This window comes from Bradyrhizobium sp. RT6a (genome assembly GCF_040547675.1).
Lineage (GTDB): Bacteria > Pseudomonadota > Alphaproteobacteria > Rhizobiales > Xanthobacteraceae > Bradyrhizobium.
The window spans coordinates 313,673-327,601 of sequence record NZ_JBEPQC010000004.1; the positions used below are offsets into that span (position 1 = coordinate 313,673).

8 protein-coding genes and 1 pseudogene are annotated in these 13,929 nt (G+C 63.9%); 3 read left to right on the forward strand and 6 right to left on the reverse strand.

The window, feature by feature from the left end; genetic code table 11:
• Positions 1-35: 35 nt before the first annotated feature.
• Positions 36-158: pseudogene (locus ABIC03_RS23250) on the forward strand (LysR family transcriptional regulator); the annotation flags it as partial.
• Here the strand turns inward: ABIC03_RS23250 and iaaH are convergent.
• On the reverse strand, positions 153-1,577 hold the full coding sequence (gene iaaH / locus ABIC03_RS23255; protein ID WP_354062009.1) for an indoleacetamide hydrolase: 1,425 nt from the start codon (positions 1,575-1,577) through the stop codon (positions 153-155). The pseudogene ABIC03_RS23250 and the gene iaaH sit on opposite strands and share 6 nt — an antisense overlap.
• A gap of 76 nt (positions 1,578-1,653) precedes the next feature.
• Positions 1,654-5,103: an indolepyruvate ferredoxin oxidoreductase family protein gene (locus tag ABIC03_RS23260; RefSeq protein WP_354061375.1), complete on the reverse strand. Its 3,450-nt coding sequence runs from the start codon at positions 5,101-5,103 to the stop codon at positions 1,654-1,656.
• Positions 5,104-5,257: 154 nt separating this feature from the next.
• Here ABIC03_RS23260 and ABIC03_RS23265 point away from each other — a divergent pair, with 154 nt between their 5' ends.
• On the forward strand, positions 5,258-5,713 hold the full coding sequence (locus tag ABIC03_RS23265) for an Lrp/AsnC family transcriptional regulator (RefSeq protein WP_275171054.1): 456 nt from the start codon (positions 5,258-5,260) through the stop codon (positions 5,711-5,713).
• A 117-nt stretch (positions 5,714-5,830) separates the two neighbouring features.
• On the opposite strand, the gene ABIC03_RS23270 is transcribed toward ABIC03_RS23265, so the two are convergent.
• From ABIC03_RS23270 to ABIC03_RS23280, 3 genes are read right to left on the reverse strand one after another with little or no spacing between them, the layout of a single operon-like run.
• Positions 5,831-6,616, reverse strand: a complete 786-nt coding sequence (locus ABIC03_RS23270) for a fumarylacetoacetate hydrolase family protein (protein WP_354061377.1) — start codon at positions 6,614-6,616, stop codon at positions 5,831-5,833.
• Positions 6,617-6,631: 15 nt separating this feature from the next.
• Positions 6,632-7,999 carry an LLM class flavin-dependent oxidoreductase gene (locus tag ABIC03_RS23275; protein ID WP_354061379.1) on the reverse strand — a complete coding sequence of 456 codons (1,368 nt, stop codon included), beginning with the start codon at positions 7,997-7,999 and terminating at the stop codon, positions 6,632-6,634.
• A 21-nt stretch (positions 8,000-8,020) separates the two neighbouring features.
• Positions 8,021-9,073 carry an Ldh family oxidoreductase gene (locus ABIC03_RS23280; RefSeq protein WP_354061381.1) on the reverse strand — a complete coding sequence of 351 codons (1,053 nt, stop codon included), beginning with the start codon at positions 9,071-9,073 and terminating at the stop codon, positions 8,021-8,023.
• 283 nt (positions 9,074-9,356) lie between these two features.
• On the opposite strand from ABIC03_RS23280, the gene ABIC03_RS23285 reads away from it, so the two are divergent.
• Positions 9,357-13,472: a GAF domain-containing protein gene (locus ABIC03_RS23285; RefSeq protein ID WP_354061383.1), complete on the forward strand. Its 4,116-nt coding sequence runs from the start codon at positions 9,357-9,359 to the stop codon at positions 13,470-13,472.
• On the opposite strand, the gene ABIC03_RS23290 is transcribed toward ABIC03_RS23285, so the two are convergent.
• Positions 13,446-13,787 (reverse strand): hypothetical protein, encoded by a 342-nt coding sequence (locus ABIC03_RS23290; RefSeq protein ID WP_354061386.1) that lies wholly within the window; start codon positions 13,785-13,787, stop codon positions 13,446-13,448. The genes ABIC03_RS23285 and ABIC03_RS23290 overlap by 27 nt on opposite strands.
• Positions 13,788-13,929 lie beyond the last annotated feature (142 nt).

Sequence of the window (13,929 nt, forward strand, 5' to 3'; positions counted from 1 at the left end):
CGCCGGCGAAGGCGGGCGAGCCAATACTCCGTGACGAGATGTCGATGAACGCCGTCTATCCACACCGCCATCATCTATCGGCCAAGGTCAGGACCTTCATCGACATGCTCGTGCATCACAGCGCCGAGCAGCAGAAGCTGATCAATCCCGATTCATGATCGGGGTGGCGCCGGCAGCCGGCCGAATACTTTTTCAAGCGCCATGCCGAGCGCAAGCAGGCGGCGATCGCTGCTCGCGGGGCCATCCAGTTCGAGCCCGATCGGAAGTTTGCTGACCGCGCCGAGCGCAATCGGGATCTGGAGTCCCGGAATTCCGGCATTGCTGCCGGGATCGGTGTTCTGGATGAACAGGCCGAAATTTTCGAGGCTGCTGGAGTCGGGATTGGAAGCAATCGCCACGCGCGGCGTGGTCGGGAAGGCGATGGCATCGAGCCGGCTGTCCACAAAAGTCCTGCCGTAGAGCGCCTGCATGGCGGGGCGCGCGGTCCTGATGGCAGCGTCATAGATCGGCGCGGCGTCGACCAGCGTATTGTCTGGACCAGGCAGCTTGCGCGGGATCACGAGGCCGTCATAGGTGCCCTTGACGTCGGGGCTCGCGATCTCCCGCGCCAGTGCGTCGATGGTGATGCCGGTGCCGGTGTGCGCGAGATAGGCCACCATGTCATCATAGGCCTCGTACAGCGCGACGGGGAAGCCGATTTGGCCGTTGAGTTCGGCCAAATGCGGCATTTCGATCTCGACCACCGTGACGCCGTGCGCTTTCAGTTTCGCGACCGCCGCCTGGAAGGCGGTATCTGTGTCGGTATCGAGATTGATCAGCATCGACCCCACGATGCCGATGCGCATCTGCTTCAGATCGGCTGGCTGAACGGCTTCGCCACCCGCAATGATGCGGTCGAGCAGTTCGACATCCGCCATGGTCGCGGCCATCGGGCCCGCGGTGTCGCGGGTGTGCGAGATTGGCGCGATGCCAGCCTGCGGATAGCGTCCGACCGTCGGGCGGAGCGAGGCACATCCATTCAGCGCGGCGGGGACCCTGACCGATCCGCCAGTGTCAGTGCCGAGCCCGCCCGCGACGATCCGCGCGCCGATCGCGGCGCCCGTTCCGGAGGAGGAGCCGCCCGCGATCAGGGCGCGGTCATAGGCGTTGCGCACGCCGAACTCCGCGCCGGTCTTGAATGCGGTGTTGTAGCCGGAGATGCCGAAGGCGAGCTCGTGCATGCTGGTCTTGCCGATGATGACCGCGCCCGCCGCACGCAGCTTTGCGACCACCGGCGCGTCGGCCCTCGGAACGTAATGTTTCAGCGCTGGCGTTCCCGCGCTGCACGGGAGCCCCGCAACCTCGATATTGTCCTTGATCACGATGGGAACGCCGCCGAGCGGCTTGTCCTTGTTGTTGTTCGCGTCGAATGCGGCCGCAGCCTTCAGGGCGCCGGCCTCGTCCAGGGTGACGAAAGCATTCAGATCGGCACTAGCCTTGGCGCGCGCGAGAGCTTCCGTCGTGAGCGCGGTGCTCGTGATTTTTCCGGCGCGGAGGTCGGCCGCAGCCTGGGTCAGGGTCAACTGGTCGAAATCCATCATACGTCACCCGATTGCAGGAGCGCCATCAAGGCGCCCCTCGGCTCCCAGAGGCTGAAGCCTCGTCGGCGCTCCGTCAACCGTAGGCTCGCATCTTTGCAGGTGATGGGGCGTCGAGCTCGGCGAACAGCCGTTCGACCTCGGCCTTCACCTTCCCGATCGCGGCGTCCTTAACCGGCCCGTAGCCGCGGATCTCCATCGGCGTTTTTGCAATGGCGACCAGACTTGGCAGATGCGCCGCGTCGAGCCCGCCGAGCAGCCGCTCGATGACGCCATCATACCAGGTGATCAGTTCCCGCTCGGCGCGCCGTTCCGCCGTGTAGCCGAACGGATCGAACGGCGTACCGCGCAATCCCTTCAGTCGCGCCAGCAAGGCAAGCGGCATCTGGATCCACTGCCCGAAGCTACGTTTGCGCGGACGACCGCGGGCGTCGCGCCTTGAGGGCAGGAACGGTGGGGCGAGGTGATATCGGACGCTGAATTCGCCTTCGAATTCGCCTTTCAATTCGTCGAGGGAACCACTCTGCATGTGGAGCCGTGCCACCTCGTACTCGTCCTTGTAGGCCATCAGCTTGAACAGCGCGCGTGCGACCGCTTCGGTCAATGCCTCGCTATTCAGGTTGGCTTCGGCATGCCGAACATTTGCAACGAGTGCTCGATAGCGCGCTGCATAGGCATCGTTCTGGTAGGCCGTGAGGAAGTCGGCGCGGCGGTCGATCAGTTGGTCGAGCGTCTCGGCCTCGGGCGCTTCATGCACCTTGGGCAAGAAGTCCGGATCGGCGGCCGCGACCCGGCCCCAGGCAAAGGCCTGCTTGTTGCTTTCGACCGCGACACCGTTGAGCTCGATCGCGCGCAACAGCGCCGACAGCGAGACCGGCAACAGCCCGCGCTGCCAGGCAAAACCCAGCATGACGATGTTGGCATAGACGGCATCGCCGAGCAGGCGCTCGGCCAGCGCGTTGGCGTTGATGGTGTCGAGATTGCCGTCGCCGATCACCTGGCCGATCGCGCGCAGGCGGGCGGGTGAGGCGAGGTCGGCGTCGCGGAAACGGACGACGTCGCCGGTCGGCATCTCGGCGGTGTTGACCGCGGCGCGCGTGCCTTTTCGATAGGTGCCGGACGCCTTCGGCGAGGAGCTGACGACGAGGTCGCAACCGATCAGCGCATCGGCCGCACCCTGGTCGACCCGGACCTGGTGTAATGCATCGGGGGATGCGGCCAGCCGGATGTAGCTCAGCACCGGCCCGAATTTCTGCGCAAAGCCGGTAAAATCCAGCACCGAGACGCCGTTTCGCTCGAGATGCGCCGCCATGCCGATCAGCGCGCCGACAGTGATCACGCCGGTCCCGCCGACGCCGGTGACGAGCAGATCGTATGGTCGGTCGAGCGTTGCGGGCGCGGGCAGGGGAAGCGTGGCGGCGCGGCCGACCGCGTCAATCCGGCTTGCGCCTTTCTTCCGGCGCGTCGCGCCTTCAACGGTGACGAAGCTCGGGCAGAACCCGTTGAGGCAGGAGAAGTCCTTGTTGCAGGATGAGAGGTTGATCCGCCGCTTCCGGCCGAAGAGTGTCTCCTTGGGCTCGACGCTGAGGCAGTTGGATTCGACCGAGCAGTCGCCGCAGCCCTCGCAGACGAGATCGTTGATATAGGCGAAGCGTTTGGGGGCAGCCATCTGTCCACGCTTACGGCGACGCCGTTTCTCTGTCGCACAGGTCTGCTGATAGATCAGCACCGAGACGCCGGGGATATCGCGCAGCTCGCGCTGCACATTGTCCAACTCTTCGCGCGGATGGATGGACACGCCGACCGGAAGATCGCCTGGCGAAAATTGCGCTGGATCGTCCGACACCAGCGCGATGCGCGCGACGCCCTCGGCGCGGACGCTGTGCGCGATGGCGTGGACGCTGATCGGGCCGTCGACGGGTTGGCCGCCGGTCATCGCGACGGCATCGTTGAACAGGATCTTGTAGGTGATGTTGGCTTTGGCCGCGATCGACTGCCGGATCGCCATCGAACCCGAATGGTAATAGGTGCCTTCGCCGAGATTCTGGAAAACGTGCTTGTTGCCGGTGAAGCGTGACGAGGCGGCCCAGTTCACGCCTTCGCCGCCCATCTGGATCAGCGACGAGGTCTCGCGGTCCATCCAGCTCGCCATGAAATGACAGCCGATGCCGGCCAGCGCCTTCGACCCCTCCGGCACTTTGGTCGAAATGTTGTGCGGGCATCCGGAGCAGAAATACGGCGTGCGCGTCGCACCGCTGACGTTGATCGTGCGCGCGGCCTCAGGCATCAAGCCGGCTGCACGTGCGCCGAGATTGAGGCCTGGGAACATCGGATCGAGGCGGCGTGCGAGCACCCCAGCGAGCGCGCGCGGTGACAATTCGCCGATCCAGGAGATCAGCCGCGCGCCCGTCTCGTCGTGCTTGCCCACCATGCGCTCGGGTTTTTCGCCTGGAAAGTCGTAAAAATATTCCTTGAACTGGCTTTCGATGATGCCGCGCTTCTCCTCGACCACGAGGATCTCGCGCTTGCCCTTCACGAACGCCATTGCGTCGTGCAGCGCCAGCGGCCAGACCATGCCGACCTTGTAGATGTCGATGCCGATGCTGCGGCAGGCTGCTTCGTCGAGACCCATCAGCCGCAGCGCTTCCATCAGATCGAGATGCGCTTTGCCCGTGGTGACGATGCCGTAGGTGGCGCCCGGGATGTCGTAGATGTGACGGTCGATCGGATTGGCCTTTGCGAAGGCGTAGACCGCATGCTTCTTCGCCTCCAGCCGCTCCTCGATCTGTGGGCCGGGCAGATCGGGCCAGCGATAGTGCAAGCCGCCGGGTGGCGGCGTGAAGTCCGGCATGTGGAAGGCGCGCGGCGGGCGCAGCGCGACGGAGGCGCCGGATTCCACGATCTCAGAGATCGCCTTGAAGCCGACCCACATGCCGGTGAAGCGGCTCAGCGCGTAGCCATATTCACCGAATTCGAGATATTCGCTGACGCTCGCGGGGTGGAGCGTCGGCATGAACCAGCTCATGAAAGCGACGTCAGACTGGTGCGGCATCGAGGAGGAGACGCAGCCGTGGTCGTCGCCGGCGACCACCAGAACGCCGCCGTGAGGTGAGGACCCGTAGGCGTTGCCGTGTTTCAGTGCATCGCCGGAGCGATCGACGCCGGGGCCCTTGCCGTACCAGAGCCCGAACACGCCCTCGACCTCGCGGTCCGCTTGCGTCTCGACCTGCTGCGAGCCGAGCACTGCGGTTGCGGCAAGATCTTCGTTCACTGCGGGGAGGAATTCGATGCGGTCCCGCCTTAGCCGTTCCTGGATGCGCCACAGTTCGAGGTCGATGCCACCGAGCGGCGAGCCGCGATAGCCCGAGATGAAGCCCGCCGTGTTCAGCCCCGCGGCACGGTCGCGCCGCACCTGGTCGAGCGCGATGCGGACGATGGCCTGCGTGCCGGTGAGGAAGATGCGGCCTTCTTCGCGATCGTAGCGGTCGGAAAGCTCGTAAGGATCGAGAGACGGAATGGTGTCCATGCGGACCTCCCCACGGCATCCTTGCCGGATGGGAGAAGGGTAAGCCTGGGCAAGCGGTAGGTCTTACCTTTCTTTCCGAATAGTATGCCTATTATGGTAGAGTTATCCAAGATAGTCTACATCAAGGTGGATTAATCCATTTTGGGTGGCTCCCATGATCGAAGACCAGGACGCGCGGATTCTCGCCTTCCTTCAGAAGGACGGCCGCGCCACCAACCAGCAGCTCGCCGACGCGGTCGGCATGTCGACCTCGGCGTGCTGGCGCCGGGTGCGAGCGCTGGAGGAGAGCGGCGCCATCCAGGGCTATGCGGCCCTGGTCGCGCGCGAGCAGGCCGGCTTTGCGATGTCCGCGATCCTCCACGTCTCGCTGGAACGGCACGACGCAAAATTCGTCGACGAATTCGTCGCGCGGGTGACCACGCGGCGTGAGGTGCTGGAGTGCTTTGCGACCACGGGCGATGCCGATTACCATTTGCGCGTCGTCGTGCAGGACATGGCGGCCTACAACAGATTCCTCGACGACTTCATGTTCCGCATTCCCGGCATTCGCTATGTTAGGAGCAATGTGGTGCTGAAGGAGATCAAGACCGGCGTGGCGCTGCCGTTTTGAGAGGCGCTGGCTGCCGTAGGGTGGGCAAAGCGAAGCGTGCCCACCACTTCGTTTGCGGTCGCGGAAAGCTGGTGGGCACGGCGCAAGCGCGCCTTTGCCCACCCTACGACATCTCTGTTACCGCTTCTCCCGCACGAACCTGTTCCGCAGCGTGCCAATGCCGGTGATGTCGATCTCCACGACGTCGCCGTGCTTGATATCAGGCGAGGCTCCGTCCGTGCCCATCCAGATCACGTCGCCGGGCCATAGCGTAAAGTATTTGGTCAGCTCGACCAGGAACGGCACCACGCCGAAGATCATGTCGTTGGTGTGAAAGCGGTTGGTCTCCTTGCCGTTGACCCGGACGATCGTCTGCATTTTGGCGAGATCGGCCTCGGTCTCGATCCATGGGCCCATCGGCTTGAACGTGTCGGCGTTTTTCGAGCGCCACAGGCTGCGGTCGGCTTTCTGCCAGCTCCGCTCGCTGACGTCGTTGCCGATGGTGTAGCCGAAGACGCAATCCATGGCATTCTGTTTGGTGAGATGCTTGACCTTTTTGCCGATGACGACGACGAGTTCACCTTCGTAGTGGATCTTGTCCGTCGCAAAGGACGGGATCACGACCTCCTCGTCGTGTGCGATCAGCGCATTCTGGGCGCGATAGCCGATCTCGGGTCTGTCCGGCACTGCCGGCACCTCGCCGCGCTTGTCGGCGGCCTCCTTCAGGTGCTTCAGATAGTTGAGGCCGACGCAGTAGAAGGTGCGCGGAATCAGCGGCAGCTCGATTCTAACCTGCGACAGCGGATGCGTGCGCGAGGTGCGTTGCCATTCGCCGAAGGGATCGCCGTCGACCGCAATAACCTGGTCGCCCTCGACGATTCCCCAGGACGTCTTGTCCGCGGCGGTGAATTTCAGCCAGCGCATGCCGTGTCTCCGTTGTTATTCCGCGGTATCGTACGGGTGCACTTTCCAGTCGCCGGCAGCCGGCCGCTTGAGCCCGAGATTTTCCCGCAGCGTCTTGCCGCGATATTCCTTCTGGAACAATCCGCGGCGCTGCAATTCCGGGACGATATGTTGCACGAAATCGGCATAGGAGCCGGGCACATAGGTCGCGGCGATGACAAAGCCGTCGCAGCCGCGCTCGACGAACATTTCTTCGAGCTTGTCCGCGATCTCCTTGGGGCCCCCGACCATCGCATCCTGGACCTGACCGCGGCCGGAAAAGGTGACGAAGTCGCGCGTGCTCGGATTGCTCTTGCCGGAGTTCTTGAGCACGCCGTCCCGGATGCCCAGAATGCCCTGCATGCTCTTCAACTCTTCCGTCGTCAGCGGCTCGTCGAGATCCTTGGAGGCGAAGTCGTAGTTGAGCGCTTCGGCCAGCAGCGACAGCGCGTCGATCTGCAGCGGCAGCTTGTTGATCAGCGCCATCTTGTCTTCGGCCTCGGCTTTGGTCGCGGCGCACACTGGTGTCGTCAGGTTGCAGAGGAACATCGCCTCCGGATCGCGGCCGGCTTTCGCGGCCTCGTTACGCACCGACGCATAGCCTTCCTTGGCGGCGGCGAGGTTGCGTGCAGCGGTGAAGATCACCTCGCCCCACCGACCAGCGAAGCGCTGGCCGCGGCCGGACGCGCCGGCCTGGATGATCACGGGATGGCCCTGGTCGGAGCGCGGCACCGTGAAGGGACCGCGCGACTTGTAGAATGAGCCCTTGTGATCGAGCCGCTTTACTTTGGCCGGATCGGCGAAGCGGCCGCTGGTCTTGTCCATGATGAGCGCGCCGTCTTCCCAGGTGTCCCAATGGCCGAGCACGATCTCCATGAATTCGTCGGCCTTGTCGTAGCGGGAATCATGTTCGGGATGAGGGTCGCGCCCCATGTTGTGTGCCTCGCCGTCGTTGAGCGAGGTGACGACGTTCCACCCGGCGCGTCCGCCGGACATTAGGTCGAGCGTTGCGAAGCGGCGCGCGATGTCGAAAGGTTCGAAATAAGTCGTCGAGCCGGTCGCCACCAACCCGAGCTTCTCTGTAACCATGCCCATCGTGGTCAGCACGATCAGCGGGTCCATCTTCACGCAACGGATGCCGTATTCGACGGTATGGGCGTGATCGTTGCCGTAGCGGTCCGGCATCGCGAGCCGGTCGTCGAAGAAGGCCATGTGGAACTTGCCGGCTTCGAGGATTTTAGCGATCTCCTGATAATAATCCGCCGACATCGAATCGTCGCGCGAATCCGGATGTCGCCACGAGCTGGGCAAATTCGTGCAGTTCTGGGCCTGAAGGAAGCCGACCAGTACCATCTGCCGCGTCATGCTGCTGTTCTCCGAATTGCGTCAGGCCAGATCGAGGACCGTATCGAGCCTGTACTCGTGCGCCAGCGTGCGCAGCTTTTCCCAGGTTGCATCCTCGATCTCGATGCCGTCGCGCCGGCGCTGCTGCTCGCGCACACCCTCGATCTCACCGGGATAGAACACGCCCTTGCTGCCCTCGGAGGGCGGGGTCGATTTGAGGTAGCGTGCGAACTCGGCGACCTCGCGCTTGAAGTCCTGCAGCGGGCGAAACGCGGCGACGTTGAATACGGCCATGAAGCAGCCGTCATTGTGCCGGCCCATGGGCTCGACGCCGAAACCGAGGCCGGTGAGCAGGCCGCACAGGACCTCGACCATGGCGGCGAGGCCGCTGCCCTTGTAGCCCTCGGTTCCGCCTAGCGGCAGCAGCGCGCCGCCCTTGCGGTATTGGGTCGGATCGGTGGTGTGTCGTCCTTCGGCATCGATGATCCATCCCCTCGGAATCTCCTCGTCGCGGGCGACCGCGAGCTGGATCTTGCCGGCCGCGACCGCAGAGGTCGCCATGTCCAGATAGAACGGCGCTTCGAGATCGGACGGCACCGCGATCGAGATCGGATTGGTGCCGAGCCGTGCCTCCTTGCCGCCGAACGGCGCCACGTGCTTCGGCGAGCGGCCAGAATCCGCCGTTGCGATCCCGATCATGCCTTCGCGCATCGCCATCAGCGGATAGGCGGCGAGGCGGCCGACATGGCTTTGCCGGAACACGGTGCAGGCGGCGACATTCGCCGTCTTCGCTTTCTCGATCGTCAGTGCCATCGCCTTGGCGTTGACGTGGAAGCCAAAACCCCACTGACCGTCGATCACGGTGGTCGTCGGCGATTCCCGGACGATGCTCCATTTGGCGCCGGGTACGATGTGGCCGGCCCTGATGCGGTCGATATAGGTGGGAACGGCGATCACGCCGTGGGAGTCGTGGCCGGCGAGATTGGCGTTGACGCAGCCGCTTGCGACCGCGTCGGCCTCTTCCTCGGAAGCTCCGGCAGCACGAAGCAGCGCGGCGCTGATGCGCGTGAGGCGGTCGGCCTGGACGATCGGCATGGCGTTTCCCCGGCTGGTGCCCTTAACAGGCTGCTTGTTGGGAGCCATGGTCTCAAAGCGCGGCTGCGATATCAATCTCCCGTAAACCAATACAGGGCTGCAAATTCGTAAACAGAACGCGTCTTTGGTCGAAACCGCCATCCCGTACAGCGGGATTTCGCGCCGGTTGTTTGCAGCTCGTTCACTTTGATCGACGGTTTGCGGGAACCAATAACCCGCACTTAGGCGATCGCCTCATAAGCTACCCGGGATAAAATGGCAGAAGTGCCGGGGAGTTGAGATCGTGCAGGGGACCCTCGCGCGCACACTTGCAGCGTTGAGCGACATCAACGAAGCCATCCTTTACGCGAAATCGCCGGACGAGCTGTACCAGAAGGTCTGCGACGCCGGCTTTTCGAGTGGGGACTTCATGGCCGTCGCCGTCTTCCTGGCGGAGCCGGTTGGCCCGCGGCTGCGGTTTGCGGCCGGCTGCGGCGACGATGTTGCGCGGCTGCGTGCGATCAAGATCACCACGCTGGCCGGCACGCCGGAGGGATCGGGCGTCGGCGGCGAAGCCTTTCGTAGCCAGGGGATCTGCATCAGCAACGATTACCTGAACGATCCTCGCTCGCTCGCGTGGCGCGAGGGCGCGGCCGGGGCGGGCGTCGGCGCAGCCGCGGCGCTTCCCCTGATCTGCGGCGGTCGCAGTATCGGGGTGTTGTATGTGACGCGCTCGGGGGCCGGCACGCTCGACGAGGCGATGGTCTCGCTGTTCGAGCGGATGTCGAGCAATATCTCACATGCGCTGGAGAATTTCGCGCGCGAGACAGCGCGCCTGGATGGTGAGCGGGCAGTGCGGCGGCTCAACCGCATGTTCGGCGCCCTCACTGCGACGAATGAAGCAATCCTGCACGCCAGCACTGAGCAGGACTTATATCAGCGGGTCTGCGACGCCGCTGTGTATAGCGGCAAATCGCTTGGCACTTTCGTTCTGCTGCACGAGCCGGATTCCGAATGGCTGACGCCGGTGGCAGCGACCGGACATAATCTGGATCTGATCAGACAGTCGCGCTACTCGATCGATCCGGAGAGTCCCTACGGCCAGGGCATCTCCGGTGAGGTGTTCCGGACCCAGAAAGCGATCGTCGAGGACGACCTCGTCAATCGTACCAAGGGGACCACCTGGGAGCAGGCCAACATCAATGCCGGAGCCGTCGCCTGCGTGGCTGCTCCCTTGATCAAGCGTGGCACCAGCATCGGCGTGCTGTTTTTCTTCGTGAGCAAAGCCTGGGCGAAAGACGAAGGCATCGTCGCACTGTTGCTGCGCATGACCGAAGCCGTATGCTTTGCGCTCGAGAATTTTGACCGCGACAAGGAGAAGGCTCAGATCGCCCTGGAGGAGGAACGGCTGGCGCGCATGTACGCGGCGCTAAGCGCGACGAACGAGGCCATTCTGCGGGCAAGATCCCGCAGCGAACTGTTTGACCTGGTTTGCGAAGCCACGGCGCAGGGCGCGAAGTTCGCCTCGACCTCGATCGCGTTGCTCGACGGCGACGCGGGACTGCTTCGCGTTGTCGCATCTTTTGGTCCGAACGCCGCTGAGGTACGAACCTTCAGATTGCCGGTCAGCGACAAGGTGCCGGAGGGACGTGGGCTGACCGGCACTGCGTTCCGGACGCGGCAGGCCTGCATCAGCAACGACATCCTGGCAGACGCGCGCCTCGAGCCTTGGCACGCCAGCGCGCGTCGCAACGGCATTGCGTCGTCAACCGCGCTGCCGCTGTTCAACGGCGACAAGGTCGAAGGGGTATTCCTGTTCAACTCGCGCGAGCGCGGCACTTTCACGGACGAGTTCGTCGAGCTGCTGCGCAAACTCCAGGCGAACGTCGCCTTTGCGCTGGAGAACTTCGATCGGGCCGACGAAAAAGCGCGGGCCGACAAGCAGCGTGACCGCCTGAGTGGCATGTTCGAGGCGCTGAGCGCGACCAATGAAGCCATCATGCGCGCCAAGACGCGCGAGGAGCTATTCGAGGTCGCGTGTCAGGCCGCCGTGCTCGGAGGCGTGTTCGCCTCTGCGACAATCGGCATTATGGACGACAAACGTGAACTCGTCCGGGTGGTCGCCGTGAAGGGACGCCTTCAGGAACGAATGGTGGGACGCACCTGCAGTGTTTCCGCCGACCATCCTGAGGGCCAGGGAATCATAGGGATGTCGCTGCGGACCCACCGGGCCAGTGTCATTAACGACTATCAGAACGATCCGCGATCGATGCACTGGCATTCCAAGGCGATCGAGGATGGAACCCGTGCTGCTGCCAGCTTCCCACTGCTGCGGGCCGGCCAGGAGCCGATTGGCATCCTGCTTTTCCTCGCACCTGAAGAGAATACGTTCACACCCGATCTGGTCGAACTGCTCGGACGCCTGGCTGAAAACGTCTCTTTCGCCCTCGACAATTTCGATCGTGCCGAGGAGAAGGCCCGTACCGAGGCGCAGAAGGAACGCCTGACGCGCATGTTTGCGTCTCTGAGCGCCACCAACGAAGCGATCATGCGGGCGAAGTCGCGCGCCGAACTGTTCGACCTCGTCTGCCTTGCCGCCTCGAATGGCGCAAAATTCACATCGACCACTATTGCACTGTCGAGGGCCGACAGCGACCAGCTGGAGATCGTGTCGAGCGCCGGACCATCGTCAGACACCACGCGCAATGTCCGCCTGTCAATCGACCCCGACCGTCCCGAGGGGCGCGGAATGAGCGGCACGGCGTTCCGCACCCGCCAGCCCTGCATCAGCAACGACTATCTCAACGACGATCGCGTTCGCGCCTTCCATGCCATTGTCCGCAACGACGGCGCGCGGTCGGGCGCGGCTTTTCCGCTCGTCGCGCACGATCAGGCCGTCGGCGTCATGATCTACATGTCCACCGAGCCGGGCACCTTCACGGCCGAGTTCGTTGAGCTGTTGCAGCGCCTCGCCGACAACGTCTCCTTCGCGATGGAGAATTTCGACCGGGCCGACGAGAAAAACGAGGCCGACGAGCGGATCGAATACCTCGCTTCGCACGACAGCCTGACCGACCTGCCGAACCGCGAGACCTTCAACGCGCTGCTGCATGAGGCGATCGACGAAGCGCAGCGCCACGATCACCGCTTTGCGGTGCTGTTCATCGACCTCGACCGTTTCAAGGTCATCAACGATTCGCTGGGCCACGAGGCCGGCGATCTGCTCCTGCTCGAAGTGGCCAACCGGCTGCGTGGTGCGCTGCGCGCAAGCGACGTGGTGGCGCGGCTCGGCGGAGACGAGTTCGTGGTGATCCTCGATCAATGTGGCGAGATCGATAACGTGCAGCGCATCGCGAACGAGCTGTTGACGGCGCTTGCCGAACCTATGGAGCTAGCGGGGCATGAGTGCCACACCACGGCCTCGATCGGCATCGCGATGTATCCAACCAACGGCTCCGACGCACAGACGCTGACCAAGAACGCCGACATGGCGATGTATCTCGCCAAGGAGGACGGCAAGAACGGCTACCGCTTCTTCTCCAAAGAAGTGAAGACGCAGTCGATCGAGCGGCTGTCGCTGGAGAGCGCGCTGCGCCGGGCGCTGGAGCGCGATCAATTCACTTTGAACTACCAGCCCAAGGTGGACATGGAGACCGGCCAGATCACGGGCGTGGAAGCCCTGCTGCGCTGGACGCACCCCGATCTCGGCAGCATCTCGCCGGCGCAGTTCATTCCGCTTGCGGAAGAGACCGGATTGATCGTGCCGATCGGCCGCTGGGTGGTGAAGGAGGCCTGCGCGCAGGCCATGGCCTGGCAGCGCCGCGGCCTGTTGCCGGTGTCGATGGCGGTCAACCTGTCACCGCGACAGTTTGTCGACGAGCATCTGTTGCAGGACGTCGATGAGGCGCTCGCCGCCAGCGGCATGTCACCCGTGCTGCTCCAGTTGGAGGTCACTGAGAGCATGATGATGCGCAACGTCGGGCGCGCGCTCAAGGTGCTCGACGCCATCCAGAGCCGCGGCATTCGCTTGGCGATCGACGATTTCGGGACGGGCTATTCGTCGATGTCGCTGATGAAGCATTTCCCGATCGACACCATCAAGATCGACCGCTCCTTCGTGCGCGACTTGCCACAGGACGCGGAGGATCAGGCGATCGCGCAGGCGATCATCAGCATGGGCAAGGCACTCGGCATGACCGTGGTGGCGGAAGGCGTCGAGAACGCCGAACAGGAGGCGTTCCTGCGCGCCCATGGCTGCGACGAGATGCAGGGTTTCCTGATCTCCAAGCCGCTGCCGGCGCGGGAGATGGCCGAGCTGCTGCGGCCGATGGAGCTGCCCGTCGCGCCGCCGCTCCAGCCGGAGCCGGACCATGTCGCCACCGAGGCCGCGGCACTACGCTTGAAAAGCGCTGTCGTCTGATGGCTGCGGGTGCAGTTCGCGGACGTCCTCTTCCCTGATCTCTGCCTTGCGTGGAAAATGATCCGGCCAGGGAAGCGAGGTTTGTTCGGCGAAGAGCGTGATAAGGACATGCGCTCCTTCGGCAAAGCTCGAGCCGTCGCCAAGGCCGAGCTCGCGACACCAGGCCTGGCGCATCGGCTCATGCGTGTCGAACACTGCCATCGCCGGACCCCACCACCAGGCCGGCGCCGGCGATCGTTCCTCCTCCGGCACGGCATGCCAGAGGACGAGCTCGTCCATCATGCGCTCGAATTGCAGGCTTGCGGCCTGATGCATTCGTTCCGTGCTCCCTTGGGTCGCGCCTGAAAGCAGGCCGATGCGCGGACTCGATCGTGGCCTTCGCTGTGAAAAGCTGGCTCGCGCTATCGGCTGAGCCCATTGCGCCGCTTGTGTCGGCGGCCATAGAAAAACATGCGGC

Coding starts and splice junctions, on each gene's coding strand:
- ABIC03_RS23270 (WP_354061377.1), bottom strand. CDS start 6,616: ATGCGCTGGCTGAAATTCACCGCCGCGGACAAGACGTCCTGGGGAATC.
- ABIC03_RS23290 (WP_354061386.1), bottom strand. CDS start 13,787: ATGCATCAGGCCGCAAGCCTGCAATTCGAGCGCATGATGGACGAGCTC.
- ABIC03_RS23280 (WP_354061381.1), bottom strand. CDS start 9,073: ATGCCGATCGTCCAGGCCGACCGCCTCACGCGCATCAGCGCCGCGCTG.
- ABIC03_RS23260 (WP_354061375.1), bottom strand. CDS start 5,103: ATGGACACCATTCCGTCTCTCGATCCTTACGAGCTTTCCGACCGCTAC.
- ABIC03_RS23265 (WP_275171054.1), top strand. CDS start 5,258: ATGATCGAAGACCAGGACGCGCGGATTCTCGCCTTCCTTCAGAAGGAC.
- ABIC03_RS23275 (WP_354061379.1), bottom strand. CDS start 7,999: ATGACGCGGCAGATGGTACTGGTCGGCTTCCTTCAGGCCCAGAACTGC.
- iaaH (WP_354062009.1), bottom strand. CDS start 1,577: ATGGATTTCGACCAGTTGACCCTGACCCAGGCTGCGGCCGACCTCCGC.